Source organism: Lautropia mirabilis, assembly GCF_900637555.1.
Classification (GTDB): domain Bacteria; phylum Pseudomonadota; class Gammaproteobacteria; order Burkholderiales; family Burkholderiaceae_E; genus Lautropia; species Lautropia mirabilis.
Genome location: NZ_LR134378.1, coordinates 437,237 through 456,136 on the forward strand (window position 1 = coordinate 437,237; position 18,900 = coordinate 456,136).

Consider the following 18,900-nt stretch of genomic DNA (forward strand, 5'->3'; position numbering starts at 1 on the left):
CTCCTCTTTCCTGGCCTTGGCGCTTTTCACCTCGGCCTCCACCTCAGCGGCCGCTTCGGCCGCTTCTTCAGCCTTGGCCCGCGCCAGCTGTGCCCGCGCCTCGAGCAGCGCCTCCTTCGGCGCATCTTCCACCGTCAGCGCCACCTGGGCCGGCAGCTCGCCATTTTCCAGGGCTTCGTGCACTTCCTCATCCCGGTCACGGTCGGGCGCCACGTACAGGTCCCAGGCCGCCATGAACAGCGCAGCGATCAGCGGCCCGATCACGAAGCCGTTGAGCCCGAAGAGCGACATGCCGCCGATAGTGGAGACCAGCACCACGTAATCGGGCATCTTGGTGTTCTTGCCCACCAGCACCGGGCGTAGCACGTTGTCCACCATGCCGATCACACCCACGCCATAGGCCAGCAACACCACGCCCTGCCAGGTGGCGCCCGTCGCCAGGAAGTAGAGGGCGATCGGCCCCCAGATGAGGCCCGAGCCCACGGCCGGCAGCAGAGACAGGAAGGCCATCACCACCGACCACAGGATCACGCCCTTGATGCCCAGCGCCCAGAGGATGATCCCGCCCAGCACCCCCTGCACGATCGCCACGGCCACGTTGCCCTTCACGGTGGCCTTCACCACCGCCGAGAACTTGCCCAGCAGATGATTCTTCGGCTCGTCCTCCAGCGGAATGGCACGGTAGAACATGGCGACCAGCTGCCCGCCATCACGCAGCAGGAAGAACAGCACGTACAGCAGCACGCCGGTACTGGCCAGGGCATCCACCGTGTTCTGGCCGATGTTGACGGCCTGCGAGGCCAGGAACTGACCGATCTCGCTGCCACTGTCGGCCAGTCTCCGCTGGATGGACGGCAGGTCCAGCAGCCCCTGGGCATCCAGCATGCGGTGCAGCCAGCCCGGCATGGCCTCGATGATCTTGGCCAGGTACGCCCCGAAGTTCAGATCGCCCGACCGGATGCGGCTGTAGATCTGCGCCCCCTGATTCACCAACGACATGGTCAGCCCGATCACCGGGATGATCACCATCATGATGACCGCACCCAGCGTGATGAACGTGGCCGTATTGGCGCGCTGCGGCATGCGCCGCATCAATGCCCGCTGCATGGGCGCAAACAGCATCGCCAGAATGACGGCCCACATCAGCGCGCTATAGAAGGGCAGCAGGATGGCCAGGAACGCCAGCGACACCAGCGCCAGGAAACCCACGAAGAAATAGCGTCGGTCGGAAGCGAGTTTCATCGGTCAGAAAGGAAAGGGAAAGGGGGCCTGCCAAGGCAATGCCTTGCATCATAACCTGCCCCCTCCTGCGCCATCCCCCTCCAGCGGACATCCAAGGGAAAGCACCAGCCCCCAAGCGAAAGACAAGGCAAAAACACGTTTCAGGCGGAAAAGCCCCCTTCTCCCGGCCGCGGGCGCCGCTATCATGGGCGCGCCTTCTCCAACAGACCAAGCAGACCCAACAGACATACAGGAGTCCTCATGAGCGACCAGAGTCTCAGCCAGCAACTGTTTTCCCAACTGCAGGGTGAGCCCATGCAGAAGATCGCCCAGCAACTGGGCACCAGCACCGAACAGGCCAGCTCGGCCGTCAGCCAGGCCCTGCCGCTGATGATGGGAGCCCTGGGCAACCAGGCCCAGCAGGGCGGTCAGGGCGCGGCCGGCATCGCCTCGATGCTGGGGGCCCTGGGCGGTGGCCAGGGGGGCAGCCAGGCCGGCAGCCTGGGCGACATCCTCGGCGGCCTGCTGGGCGGCTCGGGCAACGCGGCCGGCGGCGGCCTGGCCGGTGCCCTGGGCGGGCTGGTGGGCAGCGTGCTGGGCGGCGGCCAGTCTGCGGGCAACACGGCCAGCAGCACTTCCGCCGGCAACGCCGGCGACCTGCTCGCCACCGTCTTCGGCAACCAGGGCTCGGCCCGCGCCGCCGAAGGGCTGGGCCAGTCCACCGGCCTGGGCACGCAGGGTGCTGGCAATCTGCTGGGCATGCTGCTGCCCATCGTCATGTCCTTTCTCAGCCAGCGCTTCCTGCAGGGTGGCAACGGCACGCAGCAACTGGACCAGGCCCTGGCCAATGAGCGCCAGCAGCTGAACAACCAGGGCGCTGGCGGCGCGCTGGCCAGCCTGCTGGACCAGAACGGTGACGGCAAGCTGGACATGAACGACCTGGTGAAGCTGGGCAGCAGCCTGCTGGGCGGCAAGCGCTGATTCACCCTCCGGGACCGATACAGGCCCCTGCGGCCGCCCGGGCGGCCGCACATCCCGACTATCCACCTGGCCGGCCTTGACGCCGGCCTGAAATTCGACCTGAACACCGGCCTTGTCAGGCTGGTGTTCACTTTTCGGGTCAAGGCGCCAAGAATCTATTGACTTATAATCTAATATATTCTCATTACTACTATGAAAATGAGGTCTGGTGCCCTCCGTGAGGTGCGCTGATTCCAGCCATCGTCCGCCCGGCACCACAGACAGGACATTGCAGGCTCATCGGCCTGCATGCCGGATGGATGACAGGCTGGCCGCATGATGCCTGTGACAGCCCTGCCGGCACACCGCAAAAGCACACAGAGACAAGACCCGTCATGCGATACCCTGCCCCACGCCATCCCCTGGCCCTGGCTGTTCTGCTGGCATGCACCAGCCTGCACGCCCAGACCCAGCCCCGATCCGACGGGACACCGGCCCTTGCCCGTGTCCCCCTGGCCAGCAGCACGGCCATGGTCGGCACCACCCAACCTGCCCGCCTCTCCAAGGATCAGCCTCCGTTCCGGACGACACAACACCGGACCTTGCTGCTGGCCGCCCGCCTGCCCGCCGTCACCGTCACGGCCACCGGACACGAGGAAGACGCCGTCACCGCCCCGGCCTCGGTCACGGTGATCGACCGGGAGCACATCCAGAATCGTGCCAGTGATGATCTGCTCGATGCCGTCCAGGACACCCCGGGCCTTTCCCTCGCGCCCAGACAAGCGGGCGGACGCAAGACCTTCAGCCTGCGTGGCATGAACGATGCCCACACCCTGATGCTGGTCGACGGCCGACGCATCTCCGCCACCGATGACGTAGTTGGGCACTCCGACTACCAGTATGGCTGGGTGCCGATGTCGGCCGTGGAACGCGTGGAAGTGATCCGTGGTCCGCTGTCGGCACTGTATGGTTCCGAGGCCCTGGGCGGCGTGGTCAACGTCATCACCCGCTGGCCCACCGACAAATGGGAAGGCGCCATCACCCTCTCCGCACAGCGCGCCTCCGACCACCAGCGCGGCGGCACCGGCAGCAAGGCGTCCATCTACGCCGCAGGCCCCCTCGGCGAGAACCTGGCGCTGCGCCTTGACGGCGAGAAGGGCCACGTGGGCAGCATCGCCACGCCCGACAGGACTCTCAGCGAAATCGAGGGTCGGCGCCCCGGCAATGCCGGCATCACCGCCCGCTACACGCTCAATCCCCAGCACCGCTTCGAGGCAGGCTGGCGCCAGGGGCGCGAAGATCGGTTCTACAACGACACCAGCGTGCGCGGCGTGCGTTACCAGAACCTCTACAAGCTGGATCGTGAACAGACCCATGCCCAGTGGAACGGCAGCTTCGGCCAGACCCAGGCCCAGCTGCGCGCCTATCGCAGCGCCATTGAGGTGCGCAACTACCGCACCAACGGCGTCACGCCCACCCGCCTGCAGGACATGCGTGACGTGGTGTACGACGGCTCCGTGTCACACCGGATGGACGGGCACCATCTGGCAGCCGGCGTCGAGGCGCGGCGCGAGACCCTGATCAATGCCGGCCTGCGCAACGGGCGTGACAGCGCCGATCACCACGCGCTGTTCCTGCAAGACGAGATCAGTCTCGGCTCCAGCCTGATGGCCACCCTGGGCGTGCGCCTGGACCACCACGAGATCTTCGGCAACGAAACCAGTCCGCGTGCCTATCTGGTATGGCAGGCCACGCCCGAGCTGACCATCAAGGGAGGCTATGGCGAGGCCTTCAAGGCGCCCACGCTGAAGCAGATTTCCTCGAACTACGTCGGTGCCGAAGGACCGCACACCTTCTACGGAAACGACAACATCCGGCCCGAGACCTCGCGTTCCTTCGAGCTGGCCGCCGACTACCGGATCGGCCCCCTGTCCCTGCGCGGCACGCTGTTCCAGAACAAGGTCAAGGATCTGATCTACCTGCGTCTGCTGCGTCAGCAGGGTATCCGCAATTTCTATCAGTACGACAACGTCAACCGTGCCCGCATCCGTGGGGCCGAGCTGGGGCTGGGCTGGGACATCACACCCAACCTGCACTGGAACAACGATGTGACACTGTTGCACACCCGTGACGGCAACGGCACGGAACTCGTCAACCGCCCACGCAACGTCGTGCATTCGCGCCTGCGCTGGGAAGCACCGTGGGGCTTCGATCTGCGGGTGGGTGCCCGTTACACCGGCCGGCAGCGGGTCACCGCCAATACCCATCTTCCCGGCTACACGCTCACCGACGCCAGCATCGGTCAGAAGATCAACCCGCATGTCAGCTGGCGCGTCGGCCTGGACAACCTGGGCAACCTTCGGCTGGCCGAGAAATCGCCGGACTTCGGTTATGCCATTCGGGGCCGAACCTGGTTCACGCAGCTGCAGATCGAATTCTGAGGCGATACCCGCCTTCACCAAAGCAGCACAGCTTTCCACGTCACGCCCGTGCCCCGGCACGGGCCCTGCATCAGACCGCCTGAACACGCGACAGGCGGTCCGATGCCCTTTCCTTTTCCTGGCGACCTTTCTTTCTTACGGATGATGTCCATGCGCAGCATCAAACGCCCCCGTCCTGAAACCGTTCATGCCGCCAGCGTGATGACGCGGGCAGCGCAGGAACGCCTCCTGCTTCCGATCCTGCTGTTTCTGCTGCTGTCCTGCCTGAGCATCCTGCCCGCTCACGCCACGACAGAGGCAACGAACACCCCATCTTCCTCCCCAGCGGCTTCCCAGCCCCCGCTCCAGCCTCCCCCCAACGCCAACGCGGGCACCGCAGCCGATGGCACCCACCAGGCCCCTCCATCGGACAGCACACCATCCGAACGCCGCCGCCTGCTGTTCGTGGCCACCCACAACGTTCCTCGCGGCAAGTTCCATCACCTGGAACAGCTGGCCGCCCCGCACGGACTGGCCGTGGAAGGCCGCTATCTGGACAGCATCCCCGCGCAGAGTGGCCCCGAAGTCTTTCGCGGCTATGACGCCGTGTTCATCGAATCACCGCTGGAGCAGGACGTGCGTGCCCACCTGGGCCGCGCGCTGACCGAGCTGCAGACGCCCTTCATCTGGCTGAGCGCCCAGCGCCCCGCCTGGCAGGGCTTCACCGATGCACAGGCAAAGCCGCTGGTGGCCTACTACGTCAACGGCGGTGCCCGCAACTTTGAAGGCTTCTTCCGGCTGCTGGCCAGCGCCATGGACCACCAGCCCGCACCGGCCGACCTGCCACCGCCGCTGGAGATCCCGCAGGTGGGCGTCTATCACCCCCAGGCCCCGGACCTGGTGTTTCCCGACGTGCCCGCCTTCCTGCGCTGGCGCGGCGTGACCGACCAACGCCCGCCCACCATCGCCATCCTGATGCACCGTCAGTACCTGGACAGCATCGAGACCGGCATGATCGACGACCTGGTGGCACGCATCGAGAAGCAGGGCGCCATCGCCATGCCCATCTTCGACCGCATGCTGCCCAAGGGCAGCCTGCGCCAGCTGCTGCGCCCCGATGAAAACCAGCCGCCCCTGGCCGACGTGATCATCAACACCCAGATCATGCTCAACGCCGAGGGACGGCGAAGCGAATTCACGGAACTGGGCCTGCCGGTCATCCAGGCCAACCGCTACCGCCATGGTGATGCCGCAGCCTGGCAGGCTGACGCCCAGGGCCTGTCGATGATGGAAGTGCCCTTCTTCCTGGCCCAGCCCGAATACGCCGGCATCACCGACATCCAGATCTCCGCCGCCACCCGCAAGCCCCACGACGACGTGGTGGCCATCCCTGCCCAGGCCCAGGCCGTGGCTGACCGTGCCCTGGCCCTGGCACGGCTGCAGCGCAAGCCCGCCGGCCAGCAGCAACTGGCGCTGATGTTCTGGAACTATCCCGCCGGCGAAAAGAACCTGTCGTCCTCGTACATGAACATCCCGCGCAGCCTGGGCAGCACCGCCGACGCCCTGCGCGAGGCCGGCTACGACATCCCGCCCCTTCCGCCCGAGGAAGAACTCATCACGCGACTGCAACGCCTGCTGGCCCCGGCCTACAGCCACGAACGCCCGGCCCTGCTGAAGCAGCTGCTGGCGGATGGTCTGGCCGCACCGCTGCCGCTGGCACGCTACCGCCAATGGCTGGACACCCTGCCCGAAGCCACCCGCCAGGCCCTGCTGACCCGCTGGGGTGATCCGGCGCGTACCCTCAGCGTCGTCGACTGGCAGGGCGAACCCGTCTTTGCCATCCCGCGTCTGCAACTGGGCAAGCTGGCCATCCTGCCGCAACCCGGCCGCGCCGAACCCGGCCCCGATGGCAACATCGACCGCGAGAAGGCCCTCTACCACTCCACCCGTGCCGACGCCCTGCCCCCGCACACCTACCTGGCCACCTACCTGTGGGTCCGCGAGGGCGCTGCGCATGACGCCCTGATCCACTTCGGCACCCACGGTACCCAGGAATGGCTGCCCGGCAAGGAGCGCGGACTGTCCGTCTACGATCCACCGATGCTGGCCATCGGCAACATCCCGGTCATCTACCCCTATATCGTCGACAACGTCGGTGAAGCCACCCAGGCCCGTCGCCGTGGCCGCGCCGTCACCGTCAGCCACCAGACCCCGCCACTGCGCCCGGCCGGCCTGCACCAGCGACTGACCGAGCTGCACGACCTGCTGCACCAGTGGCTCTCGCAGGAAGAAGGCGCCGTCAAGGACCAGATCAGGACCGATATCCTGGCTCGCGCAAAACAGGAACGCCTGCTGGCCGACCTGGAATGGACCGAAGAACGCGCCCGCACCGATTTCGCCGCGTTCCTCGACACGCTGCACGCCCACCTGCACGAGCTGGCCGAGACCATCCAGCCCGTGGGCCTGCACACCTTCGGGCAGAACGCCCAGGAAGAGCACCGGCTGGCCACCGTGATGATGATGCTGGGCAAGCCTTTCCTGGAAGCGGCCGCCCGCCACATGGGCGAACCGCAGACCGAACTGGACGAGACCCTGGCCGTCGACTACCAGCAGATGATCGACACCTCACCCTACCGGCTGCTCAAGCGCTACCTGCAGCCTGACGCCGATCTGCGCGAGCTGCCCGAGCCCCTGCAGGCGCATCTCGCCCAAGCGCGCCAGTGGTGGCAGGCGCTGGATGCCGGCGGCGAGACCCTGGGGCTCATCGCTGCCCTGCAGGGACGCTACCGCCCCACCGCCTACGGGGGGGATCCGGTGCGCAACCCCGACGCCCTGCCCACCGGTCGCAACCTCTATGGCTTTGACCCTTCCCGCGTGCCCACCCGCCACGCCTGGGAAGCCGGCAAGCAGGCCGCCGAGAAACTCATCGCCGCCCACCGCCAGCAGCATGGCAGGACACCGGCCAAGCTGGCCGTGTCGCTGTGGTCGGTGGAGACCATGCGCCACCAGGGCCTGCTGGAGGCCCAGGCCCTGTGGCTGATGGGCGTGGAACCCATCTGGGATGAAGGCGGTCGCGTCATCGACGTGAAGCTCGTGCCGCGCGAACAGCTGGGCCGCCCGCGCGTGGACGTGGTGCTCTCGGCCACCGGCCTGTACCGCGACCACTTCCCCAACGCCATCCAGCAACTGGCCCGTGCAGCCCAGCTGGCTGCCGAAGCCGATCGTGAGCCCGACAACGCGGTCGCCACCCATACCGCCCGCATCCGGGCCCTGCTGAAAGAGCGTGGTCTGGACGAGGACAGCGCCCGTGACGCGGCCCAGACCCGCATCTTCTCGTCCGAGCAGGGCCTCTATGGATCGGGCCTGGACGATGCAGCCCTGGCCACCGACACCTGGGAGGGCAAGGAGGAAGGCGACCACAAGCTGGCCCGCCTCTACCTGTCACGCATGCAGTACGCCTACGGCCCTGATCCCCGCCGCTGGGGCAAGCGTCTGGCCGACATCATGTCCCAGCCGACCGGTGGCAGCGCCCAGGCCGCATCAGGCGGCAGCACGGCAGCAGCCCCCGGCGCCAGCCCCGACGGTACAGCTGCCAGCACAACAGCCAACGCCCCGGGGGCCCCCGCCGAAGCGCTGAACCTCTACGCCGAGCAGCTGCGCGGCACCGAGGGCGCCGTTCTGTCACGCTCGTCCAACCTGTACGGCATGCTCACCACCGACGATCCATTCCAATACCTGGGTGGCATCGGCCTGGCCGTGCGCCACCTGGACGGCAAGGCACCCGAGCTCTACATCAGCAACCTGCGCACCCCGGGCAGCGGCCGTGTGGAGCGCGCCAGCCAGTTCCTGTCGCGGGAGCTGGCCACCCGCCAGTTCCACCCCGGCTACATCCAGGGCCTGATGGCCGAAGGCTATGCCGGCACCCTGGAAGTGCTGGACGCCACCAACAACCTGTGGGGCTGGACCGCCGTTGCCCGCGAGATCGTGCGCGACGACCAGTGGCAGGAAATGGTGGACGTGTATGTGCGCGACAAGCACCAGCTGGGCCTGAAGGACTGGTTCGAGCAGCACAACCCGCACGCACTGGCCCAGACCATCGAGCGCATGCTGGAAGCTGCCCGCCAGGGCTACTGGCAGACCGATGCGCAGACACTCACCGAACTGAAGGAACGCTGGCAGGATCTGGCCCAGCGCTTCGGGGTCCGTTCCGAGAATGCGCGCTTCATGGCCTATGTGCAGAACGGTACCGGCACCGCGCCGAAAGCAGCCCCCCAGGCTCCAGCCGATGCACCATCAGCCGCCAGCAACGCGCCCGGCTTTGGCCTGCAGGCCCCCAGCCAGCCCGCTGCCGCCACCGCGCCTGCCACGCCCCCAAGCAGCCAGACAAGCGCGCCACCCGCCGAGCCGCCCCAGCAACCGCCTCCGCAACCGGCCAGACCGGTCGAAACGGTGCGCGGTCAACGCCTGGAACCCGTCAAGCAGACCGACACCCAGCCACCGACGCCCACCGACGACTCGTCCTGGCTGCACTGGCTGGGCGCACTGGGCATCATGCTTCTGATCCTGTCGGGTGCGCGGCATCAGAAGCGTCGCGCCTGGGACGCCTGATGAACACGACTCCCTGCACCCGTCACTCATTTCACCGAAAAGACCATGTCCTCTCTTGAACAGCTTCTTTACGGCATCAGCCAATTGTTCCTTGGCCCAGTGCTGCTGGCCGTCCTCCTCCTGTTCGGCTACGCCTTTCATGCACTGGGCGCCTTCCTGATGCAGGCGCACCAGCGCAGCCGCGCCAGGCGACTGGGCAGTCTGGAAGGCCACGAGCTGCTGCTGGCTCACGCGCGCGACACCAGCCTGACCGACGACGAGCTGGAAGCACTGGCCCTGAAGCGCATGGAACGCGCGCGCATCGTCTCGCGCGTGGCACCGATGCTGGGCCTGGTGGCCACCATGATCCCCATGGGACCGGCGCTTCAATCTTTGGCAGATGGTCAGTTTGCCGACATGTCGCGCAGTCTCACCGTCGCGTTCTCGGCCGTCATCCTTGCGCTGATTGCTGCCGCCATCACCTACGCGACCGTCCATGTCCGCCGGCGCTGGTATGCCCAGGACCTGCTGGCCGTGCAACGCAAGCGCACCGGAGATTCACAGAAATGAAATCCGGAAAATCACGTCTGCTCGAAGACCTGGAAGATGACGACCCGATCCTGTCAGTTGTCAATTTGATCGACGTCTTTTTGGTCATCATTGCGGCTCTGCTGCTGGCCGTGGCCAACAGTCCGGTCAACCCCTTCTCGTCCGACACGCTCACCGTCATTCGCAATGCGGGCCAGCCAAACATGGAAATCCTGGTGAAAAACCCTGAAAAACTGGAACGCTATCAGTCACAGGGCAAGATCGGTGAAGGCCACGGAACCAAAGCTGGCGTTGCCTACCGCATGAAGGACGGCAGCATGGTCTACGTTCCGGAAGACTGAACATCAGGGCCATTCAATTCCGCATTTCGAGAGCTGCTATAATCGTGGGCTGCCCGGCGAAGCAACAGGCAACACGGTTTCGCCAATTTCCATCAAATAGCCTAGGGCACTCTCACGGAAGCCTGACGCAGCCACGCATCGTGCGTCAGTCATGCCGGGATAGATCCGAACAGCCTCCTGCAATGAATGCATCCTTCGGATGAATTCATCGCGGCGCAACTTTTTCAGGACTTCCCGGCTTCCCCGCAGCATCCGGCGACTTCGCTTTCCCCTGTCGCCCGCCGCGCATTCACGCGCAGCACATTCGCGCCCACGCCCCGCTGGTGCGCCTGCCCTGGCCCTGCCTTTCAGGAGGAGGATGAATTTGTCTTTGCCTGCATTCATCGAAAAACGTTCGTCATTCAATCCTTTCGTCATTTCGGTGACGCTGCTGTTCGTCGTGGCGCTGGTCGCCATGATCCTCATCGCCCCCGAGAAAACCCAGGTCCTGCTGGATGCCACCAAGGCCGGCATCTTCAACCACTTCAGCTGGTTCTATGTCCTGGCGTTTTCCATCTTCATCTGCTTTCTGGTGATCCTCTCCGTCAGTAGCCTGGGCAGCATCAAGCTGGGCAATGACGAGGAAGAGCCCGAATTCGGCGTGCTGTCCTGGCTGGCCATGCTCTTTGCGGCCGGCATGGGCGTGGGCCTGATGTTCTTCGGCGTGGCCGAACCGCTGTCCCACTATCTGTCCGACATCACGGTCGGGGCCCCCGAGCAGCGCGAGCAGCAGGCGCTGCTGCATTCGATGTTCCACTGGGGCATCCACGCCTGGGGCGTGTACGGCATGATCGCCCTGGCACTGGCCTATTTCGGCTTCCGCTACAAGCTGCCGCTGGCACTGCGTTCCTGCTTCTATCCGCTCTTCAAGGAGCGCATCAACGGCCGCCTGGGCGATGCCATCGACATCATGGCCCTGCTGGCCACGCTGTTCGGCATCATCACCACGCTGGGCTTTGGCGCCACCCAGATGGGCGCCGGTCTGGAACAGCTGGGCTGGATCAGCGAGAACACCTTCACCCTGCGCATCGTCGTCATCGCCGTGGTCATGGCGCTGGCCGTCACCTCGGCCATCTCGGGCGTCGGCAAGGGCGTGAAGCTGCTCAGCGAGATCAACCTGTGTCTGGCCATCGCACTGCTGGTGTTCGTGCTGGCCACGGGCCCCACGCTGCACCTGCTGGCCGCCTTCAGTGACAACATCGGCACCTATGCCAGCAACATCCTGCAGCTCAGCTTCAAGACCTACACCTACGAGCATGAGCACACCGAGTGGTTCACCGGCTGGACCATCCTGTACTGGGCCTGGTGGTGCTCGTGGGCGCCGTTCGTGGGCCTGTTCATCGCCCGCATCTCGCGCGGCCGCACCATCCGTGAATTCATCTTCGGTGTGCTGGTCATCCCGTCGCTGTTTGGCGTGCTGTGGTTCACCGTGTTCGGCAACACCGCCATCTGGATGGACGCGCACGGCGCTGCCGGCGTGCTGGGCAGCATGACGGGCACGCCCGAGAAGCTGCTCTTCAAGTTCCTGGAGTTCCTGCCCATGCCGGCGATCACGGGCATCGTCAGCCTGGCGGTGATCGCGCTCTTCTTCGTCACCTCGGCCGACTCGGGCATCTATGTGCTCAACAACATCGCCTCGCGCGACAAGAGCCTGAGCTCGCCTCGCTGGCAGGCCATCATGTGGGGCGTGCTGATGTCGGTCGTGGCCGTGGTGCTGATGCGCGAAGGCGGCCTGGGCAACCTGCAGACCATGACGCTGATCGTGGCCCTGCCCTTTGCCATGCTGATGCTGCTGATGTGCTTCAGCCTGTGGAAAGGCCTGAACGCCGACCGCCAGTACTTCTCCGCCAAGGTGCATCCGTCCAGCGTCTTCTGGTCCGGCAAGAACTGGCACGCGCGTCTGGAACAGATGATGAACCAGACCCAGGAAGAGGACATCCTGCGCTTCCTGAAGCACACGGCCCTGCCCGCCATGCGCGAGCTGCGTCAGGAACTCACCAGCAAGTACGGTCTGACCGTGCAGGTCAACAACCTATTCGACCAGCCCGAACCGGCCGTGGAACTGGTCATCCAGAAGGAGTCCCTGCGTGACTTCATGTACGGCATCAAGTCGGTCAAGCGTGAAGTGTCCGAGCAGCTGATCAACGACGAGCATCTGCCGCACATCCAGCACAGCGTCACCTATGAGCCGTACACCTACTTCTTCGACGGGCGTACCGGCTATGACGTGCAGTACATGGACCACAACGAGCTGATTGCCGACATGCTGAAGCAGTATGAGCGCTACCTCAGCCTGCTGGGCGGCGTCGGTCAGGAGCTGATGTCCCACGAGCAGACGGACCTGGCCGAATGAGGCCCGTCTGACGAATCGGCCGAGGAGCCCTTCCTCGGCCTGCGGTACCTGGGGGCGCCTTTGTGGCGCCCCTTTCTATTTCTGGAAAGCCGCTGCGTGGCCTGATGCCCGGTACCGCTCGGATACGCTGCGTCGTTCCATGCAGATGCACAGCACCGCTCGGATGCCAGCGCGGCTCAGATGCGCAGTGCCGGGCTGCAGCACGATGCGCTGCGCCCGGACACGCATCAGGCCTGCTTGCGATGCCACAGCCGTGCCACCCACTGACCGAAATCGTCGATGTAGGTGAAGACGGCCGGCACCACCAGCAGGCTCAGCGCCGTGGAGGTGATGAGGCCGCCCAGCACGGCCATGCCCATGGGGGCCGTGAATGTTGTGTCGGTGGAAGGCGATCCGATGATGACCGGCAGCATGCCGGCCCCCATGGCCACGGTGGTCATGATGATGGGTCGTGCCCGCTTGTGGCAGGCATCCATCAGTGCATGCCAGCGATCCATGCCATGCTCGCGCCGCGCCATGATGGCGTATTCCACCAGCAGGATCGAGTTCTTGGTGACGATGCCCATCAGCATGATCAGCCCGATCAACGCCGGCATGGACATGTCGTAGCGCCCCAGCAGCAGGGCAATGAAGGAGCCCCCCAACGCCAGTGGCAGTGCCGACAGGATGGTGACCGGATGCAGGAAGCTCTTGAAGAGCAGCACCAGCACCATCCAGATGCACAGCACGCCAGCCAGCATGGCCATGGCAAAGTCGCTGAACATGTCGGTCATCAGTTCGGCATCCCCTGACTGCTCGATCTTCACGCCCTCCGGCAGCTGCTTGATGGAAGGCAGGTTCATCACCTGCTGCTCGATGCTGCCCAGGTCCTGGTCACCCAGCTCGATGGTGAAGGTGATGTTCCGGTCACGGTCACGACGGGAAATGATGGCCGGCCCCCCACCCAGCTCCAGCGTGGCCACCTGGCCCAGCATGACCGGATCACTGGCCCCTGCAATCACGATGCGCCGCAGGGCATCCAGGCTTTCGCGTGCCGGCCTGGCCAGCCGCACCACGATGGGTACCTGTCGTGCCTCCAGGTTCAGCTTGGGCAGCATTTGCTCATAATCGCCCTGGGTGGCCAGACGCAGCGCATCGCTGATGGCCTGCGGCGTGATGCCCAGCGCCGCGGCCTTGGCCGCATCGGGCCGCACGATCACTTCGGTGCGCACCAGGTTGGCCGATGACGTGATGTTGCCCACCCCCCTGATGCGGCGCAGGTCGCGCTCGATGTCCCGGGCTGCCGAGGTCAGGCGTGCGCCATCACTGCCCGAGACGACAAATTCATATTTCGCGCCCGAACTTCCTTCCATGCCCACGCTCACCCGCATGCCCGGCATGTCCTCCAGAGCCTTTCGCATCGATTGCTCGATTTCCGTCTTCTTCGGGCGTTCCGCACGCGGCGCCAGCGTGACCGTCAATGCGGCATAGTTGGTGGAGGTCAGGCCCGAGAACTGATTGCCCGAGCCCGCGCCGATGGCGGTATATATCCGTGCGATGTGCGGCAGCTTCGCCAGCTGCTGTCGCGCCGTCTCGGCGGCCTGCTCGGTCTGCTGCAACGTGGCACCCGGCCCCAGCGTCAGCGTCACCTGCGTCTGCTCATAATCATCTGGCGGCATGAACGCCGATGGCAGATGCGAGGCCAGGACCAGCGACCCCACGAAGAACAGCACTGCATAGACGGCGGTCTGCCGCCGGTGCGCCAGCACCCAGCGAACCAGACGCAGATAGGTGCGCAGCCAGCGCGGATCCTGCCCTTCTTCCCGCCCCTGGCGTGGGGCCAGCATGTAGGCGGCCATCATGGGCGTGAGCATCCGCGCCACCACCAGCGACGCAAACACCGCAATGGCGGCCGTCCAGCCGAACTGCTTGAAGAAGCGCCCCACAAGACCCGTCATGAAGGCCGTGGGCAGGAACACGGCAATCAGCGTGAAGGTGGTGGCGATCACCGCCAGACCGATCTCGTCGGCAGCCTCCATGGCAGCCTGGTAGGGCGTCTTGCCCATTTCCAGATGTCGTTCGATGTTCTCGATCTCCACGATCGCATCATCGACCAGCACGCCGATCACCAGCGTCAGCGCCAGCAGGGAAACACCGTTGAGCGTGAAATCGAGCAGATGCATGCCCATGAAGGCTGGCAACACCGACATGGGCAGCGCCACGGCTGCCAGGAAGGTGGCACGCCAGTTTCGCAGGAAGAACCAGACCACGACGACGGCCAGCAGGGCCCCCTCATAGAGGGTGTGCATCGTGTTGTTGAAGCTCTCCTGCGCCGGCGTGGCCAGATCCATCGTTTCGGTCAGCTTCAGATACGGACGGTCCTGTTGCAGCTTCTGCGCCATCTCGCGCACGCGCCGCCCCACGTCCACTTCGCTTTCGCCACGACTGCGGCTGATCTCGAAGCCCACGATCTCCTTGCCATCCAGCCAGGCCGAGGTGGTCGGCTCCTCGATGGTGTCGGAGACGGTACCGAGATCGCCCAGCATGAGCCGTCGGCCATCGCCGCTGGTGATCTGCACCTTCTTCAGCTGCTCGGCCGACTTCACACGCGCCAGTACCCGCGTGGGCTGCTTGCCCCCGGCGATGTCGGCATGGCCACCCGCACTCTCGATCTGGTTGTTGCGCAGCTGCTCGGAAATGGCTCCCACCGTCAGCCCCAGCGCCCGCAGCCGGGTCGGATCCAGATCGACATGCACCTGGCGTGTCACGCCGCCCACGCGTGTCACCTTGCCCACGCCCTTCAGACCCAGCAACATGCGGTTGAGGTCATTGTCCACAAACCAGGACAGTTCCTGGATGTCCATCCGGTCGGACTGGATGGCATAGGCCAGCACCGGCTGGCTGGCCAGCTCCACCTTGTCCACCACCGGTTCAGGCAGCGCGCTGGGCAGGTCGGCACGCACGCCCTGCACCTTGGAGCGCACCTGGTCCAGCGCCTCCTGAATGGGCTTGTCCACCTCGAACTGCACCATCAGGGAGACGGTCCCGTCACCCAGCGTGGAAGACATGTGACGTATGCCCTGCAGGTCCACCAGCGCGTTCTCGATCTTTCGCGCCACGTCGTTTTCCAGCTGGTCGGGCGTGGCCCCGTCCAGCGACGCCGAGACGGTCACCACCGGGTAATCCATGTCCGGCATGTTCTGGATCCGCATCTTCCCGAAGCTCACCAGACCCGCAATCGTCAGCGCCAGGAACAGCAGGATCACCGCAATCGGGTTGCGGATCGACCAGGACGAGAAATTCATGCTGCCTCCCGTGCCGACCACACCGTGTTGCGCATGGACACACGCACCCCGAATGCGGCGCTGCCCGAGACCTTGTCAGCCGGTGCCCTGCCAGTGGTCTCTGGTGCAGCACGCCCGGCGGCATCATCCGCCTTCACGTCAGTGCTTCCCGAACCGACGTCATTGCCCGTCGATTGACTGTTTGCTGACGAACCATCGGACGCACCTTCCCCGACGGCTGGCTTGCTCACTACCCGAACCAGGTCGGCATCGGACAGGAAGGCAGCCCCTTCCACCACCAGGCGATCACTTTCGGACAGCTGCTCGCCGCGGGCCGGCATCACCTCGATCCGGTCGGCGGCCTGGCGTCCGGTGGTCACCCGCACCCGCTCAACATGGTTGTCAGGCTTGAGGCGATAGACATAGAGAAAACCGTCGCTGGAAACCACCGCATCCAGCGGCACCGTCAGCCCCGGGCTCTGGCCCAGCTCGAAGGTGCCGTGCGCGAACATGCCGGCCCACAGTCCGGGGCCGGCCGGCACATCCACATAGACCAGCGTGGTGCGCGTCTTGGTGTTTGCCGAAGGTGCCACCGCACGCACCCGGGCCGCCACCTTGCGACCATCGGCGGCATTCACCACGACAGCATCGCCCGCCTTCACCTTCATCAGATCGGCATCACCCAGCTCGGCCTGCCATTCCAGCCGTCCCTGCCGGATGAGCTTGAACAGCTCGGTGCCCGCTGCAGGCACGGATCCTTCGGTCGCCGTGCGCGACGAGATGACGCCATCGTCGGGTGCCCGCAGCTCGACGTTCTGCCAGTTCTGCCGGCGCGACGCCAGTGCAGCCTGAGCGGAACGCACCCGAGCCTGGGCCGAACGGTCGGCCGCGAAGTACTGGTCCGCCTGCTGCTTGCTCATGGAGTCCGTGCGCAACAGACGGCGGGCACGTTCGGCGTTGGCACGCGCCTCCACGGCATTGGCCTGCGCTTCCACCAGCGACGCCTTGGCCTGGGCCACATCCTCGGCCACGGTCCTGCCGTTGAAGCGCGCCAGCACCTGCCCCCGCTTCACCGTGTCCCCCACATCGACCAGCACCTCGGCCAGCGTCAACGAATTGGATTCGGACGCGATGCTGGCCTCCTGCCAGGCCACCACGTCACCATCGGCCACCACCTGCACCGGCAGAAGCTCGCGCTTCGGCGGGGCCACCGTCACCACCATGGCAGGCCGCACCTGGCTGGCATCACCCTCCGGAGCGGACGGTTGCTGCGATGACGATGCGCTCTTTCCGCCGGAAGGAGACCCGGACGACATGAGCAGGTCGGGCCGCATCAGCATCAGGCCTCCCACCACCAGCAGCACCAGCAGGCAGCCCCCCAGAAAGATACGCACAGAAGTCGACATATACAGCAACGAGAAGAAAGGATGAATGACGGCTGAAGCAGACCATACCGTGCCACAGGGGCACTTTCGGCAGCCCCGCCCGGACGACACCGCAACGGACCGATGGCGACAGCAGACGCCGCCCTGTCCGGCATGATCGGGCGCAACCTTCGAGTCTAACGGCAAACCCCTTTCACCGACCCGGCGCGGGCTATCACAATTTCGGGGGCAACCGTACAATGCCCCTTTGTGCTGGCGCCTTCTTTCTATCGTTCTTCCCGCCCCTTACAGGTTTCCCATGCCCGACTCTTCCACGGCCGGCGTGCAACGCCAGGCCCAGACCAAGCGCTCGCCCAAGCAACAGCAACCGTTGCAGCTGCCCAACGGCGAGACCCGCGTGCTGCTGCATTCGTGCTGCGCCCCCTGCTCGGGCGAACCCATGCAGAAGCTGGTGGATGCCGGCATCGACTTCACCATCTTCTTCTACAACCCCAACATCCACCCGGTGCGGGAATACGAGATCCGCAAGGAAGAGAACATCCGCTTCGCGCAGAAGCACGGCATCATCTTCATTGATGCCGACTATGACTCGGACAACTGGTTCACGCGGGTCAAGGGGCTGGAGCACGAGCCCGAGCGCGGCGAGCGCTGCACGGTCTGTTTCGACATGCGCTTCGAGCGCACCGCCCTCTATGCGCACGAGCATGGCTTTCGGGTGTTCACCAGCTCGCTGGGCATCTCGCGCTGGAAGGACATGAACCAGATCAACGGCTGCGGCCACCGCGCTGCCGCCCGCTATCCGGACATGGTCTACTGGGACTACAACTGGCGCAAGGGCGGCGGTTCAGCCCGGATGATCGAGATTTCCAAGGCCGAGCACTTCTATCAGCAGGAATACTGCGGCTGCGTGTATTCGCTGCGCGACACCAACCGCTACCGTGTCGAGCAGGGCCGCGAGCGCATCCAGATCGGCGAGCTGTACTACGGCCTGCCGCCGGGCGAGAAGCCCGACCTGGAGGCCGAACGCGCCGCGCTGGCCGACAAGCCCTCGGTCGTGCGCTCCGAACACGAACCGCCCACCCATAACTGATACCCCGACCATGTCCCAAACCCTCGAAGCCCTGGAATTCGTCACCGGCCCCGAACCGACAGCCTCCATCATCGTGCTGCACGGCCTGGGGGCCGATGGCAACGACTTCGTGCCGGTGGCCCAGATGCTGGACCTGGGCGTGCCTGTCCGGTTCATCTTCCCGCATGCGCCACAGATGCCCGTCACCATCAACAACGGCTATGTGATGCGTGCCTGGTACGACATCCTGGGCACCGATCTGGCGCGGCGCGAGGACGAGGCAGGGTTGCGCCGCTCACAGGCCGCCATCGAGGCCCTCATTGCCCGTGAAGTGGAACGCGGCATCCCGGCCGAGCGCATCGTGCTGATGGGCTTTTCGCAGGGCTGCGCCATGACGCTGATGACCGGCCTGCGCCATAAGCAGCGGCTGGCGGCACTGGTCGGGCTATCAGGCTACCTGCCACTGGCCGACAGCACGGCCTCCGAGCGCAGCGCCGACAACCAGAACACCCCCATCTTCATGGCCCACGGCCAGGACGATCCGGTCGTGGTCATCGAACGTGCCACGGCTTCGCGCGACCTGCTGCAGTCACTGGGCTACACGGTGGACTGGCATGAGTACCCGATGCCCCATTCGGTCTGCCCCGAGGAGATCGGCGACATCGCGGCCTTCCTGCGTCGTGTGCTTGTTTTGTAAAAAAACCGGTTGGTCC

General features: G+C 65.4%; 10 protein-coding genes and 1 pseudogene. 8 read left to right on the plus strand and 3 right to left on the minus strand.

The genetic code is table 11. The features are described from left to right. Window positions 1–201 precede the first annotated feature (201 nt). Window positions 202–1,242 (minus strand): annotated as a pseudogene (locus EL249_RS01780) (AI-2E family transporter); the annotation flags it as partial. 240 nt (window positions 1,243–1,482) lie between these two features. Here EL249_RS01780 and EL249_RS01785 point away from each other — a divergent pair. The 6 genes from EL249_RS01785 to EL249_RS01810 all read left to right on the plus strand — a co-directional run bounded on the left by EL249_RS01785 (window position 1,483) and on the right by EL249_RS01810 (window position 12,470). After that, window positions 1,483–2,202: a DUF937 domain-containing protein gene (locus EL249_RS01785; protein WP_005674731.1), complete on the plus strand. Its 720-nt coding sequence runs from the start codon at window positions 1,483–1,485 to the stop codon at window positions 2,200–2,202. A gap of 509 nt (window positions 2,203–2,711) precedes the next feature. Next, window positions 2,712–4,622, plus strand: coding sequence for a TonB-dependent receptor plug domain-containing protein (locus EL249_RS01790; protein ID WP_005674729.1), 1,911 nt, complete (start codon window positions 2,712–2,714; stop codon window positions 4,620–4,622). Window positions 4,623–4,772: 150 nt separating this feature from the next. Further along, on the plus strand, window positions 4,773–9,209 hold the full coding sequence (locus EL249_RS01795) for a cobaltochelatase subunit CobN (protein ID WP_232002028.1): 4,437 nt from the start codon (window positions 4,773–4,775) through the stop codon (window positions 9,207–9,209). A gap of 45 nt (window positions 9,210–9,254) precedes the next feature. Further along, window positions 9,255–9,758 (plus strand): MotA/TolQ/ExbB proton channel family protein, encoded by a 504-nt coding sequence (locus EL249_RS01800; RefSeq protein WP_005674725.1) that lies wholly within the window; start codon window positions 9,255–9,257, stop codon window positions 9,756–9,758. Next, window positions 9,755–10,078 carry a DUF2149 domain-containing protein gene (locus EL249_RS01805; RefSeq protein ID WP_005674724.1) on the plus strand — a complete coding sequence of 108 codons (324 nt, stop codon included), beginning with the start codon at window positions 9,755–9,757 and terminating at the stop codon, window positions 10,076–10,078. The genes EL249_RS01800 and EL249_RS01805 overlap by 4 nt, the downstream gene beginning before the upstream one ends. A 358-nt stretch (window positions 10,079–10,436) precedes the next feature. Further along, window positions 10,437–12,470: a BCCT family transporter gene (locus EL249_RS01810; RefSeq protein WP_005674723.1), complete on the plus strand. Its 2,034-nt coding sequence runs from the start codon at window positions 10,437–10,439 to the stop codon at window positions 12,468–12,470. 227 nt (window positions 12,471–12,697) lie between these two features. Here the strand turns inward: EL249_RS01810 and EL249_RS01815 are convergent, their stop codons facing one another. Further along, a complete protein-coding gene (locus tag EL249_RS01815; protein ID WP_005674721.1) occupies window positions 12,698–15,754 on the minus strand; it encodes an efflux RND transporter permease subunit in 3,057 nt (1,018 codons plus the stop codon). Continuing rightward, window positions 15,751–17,139 (minus strand): efflux RND transporter periplasmic adaptor subunit, encoded by a 1,389-nt coding sequence (locus tag EL249_RS01820; protein ID WP_005674719.1) that lies wholly within the window; start codon window positions 17,137–17,139, stop codon window positions 15,751–15,753. Before EL249_RS01820 ends, EL249_RS01815 begins: the two co-directional genes overlap by 4 nt. Window positions 17,140–17,416: 277 nt before the next feature. On the opposite strand from EL249_RS01820, the gene EL249_RS01825 reads away from it, so the two are divergent. Beyond that, the gene (locus tag EL249_RS01825; RefSeq protein ID WP_005674717.1) at window positions 17,417–18,208 is read left to right on the plus strand and encodes an epoxyqueuosine reductase QueH; all 792 of its coding nucleotides are present in this window, start codon (window positions 17,417–17,419) and stop codon (window positions 18,206–18,208) included. Window positions 18,209–18,218: 10 nt separating this feature from the next. Beyond that, the gene (locus tag EL249_RS01830) at window positions 18,219–18,884 is read left to right on the plus strand and encodes an alpha/beta hydrolase (RefSeq protein WP_005674716.1); all 666 of its coding nucleotides are present in this window, start codon (window positions 18,219–18,221) and stop codon (window positions 18,882–18,884) included. The last annotated feature ends 16 nt before the right edge of the window (window positions 18,885–18,900 follow it).

Coding starts and splice junctions, on each gene's coding strand:
- EL249_RS01800 (WP_005674725.1), top strand. CDS start 9,255: ATGTCCTCTCTTGAACAGCTTCTTTACGGCATCAGCCAATTGTTCCTT.
- EL249_RS01830 (WP_005674716.1), top strand. CDS start 18,219: ATGTCCCAAACCCTCGAAGCCCTGGAATTCGTCACCGGCCCCGAACCG.
- EL249_RS01790 (WP_005674729.1), top strand. CDS start 2,712: ATGGTCGGCACCACCCAACCTGCCCGCCTCTCCAAGGATCAGCCTCCG.
- EL249_RS01825 (WP_005674717.1), top strand. CDS start 17,417: ATGCCCGACTCTTCCACGGCCGGCGTGCAACGCCAGGCCCAGACCAAG.
- EL249_RS01810 (WP_005674723.1), top strand. CDS start 10,437: ATGAATTTGTCTTTGCCTGCATTCATCGAAAAACGTTCGTCATTCAAT.
- EL249_RS01805 (WP_005674724.1), top strand. CDS start 9,755: ATGAAATCCGGAAAATCACGTCTGCTCGAAGACCTGGAAGATGACGAC.
- EL249_RS01795 (WP_232002028.1), top strand. CDS start 4,773: ATGCGCAGCATCAAACGCCCCCGTCCTGAAACCGTTCATGCCGCCAGC.
- EL249_RS01820 (WP_005674719.1), bottom strand. CDS start 17,139: ATGTCGACTTCTGTGCGTATCTTTCTGGGGGGCTGCCTGCTGGTGCTG.
- EL249_RS01815 (WP_005674721.1), bottom strand. CDS start 15,754: ATGAATTTCTCGTCCTGGTCGATCCGCAACCCGATTGCGGTGATCCTG.
- EL249_RS01785 (WP_005674731.1), top strand. CDS start 1,483: ATGAGCGACCAGAGTCTCAGCCAGCAACTGTTTTCCCAACTGCAGGGT.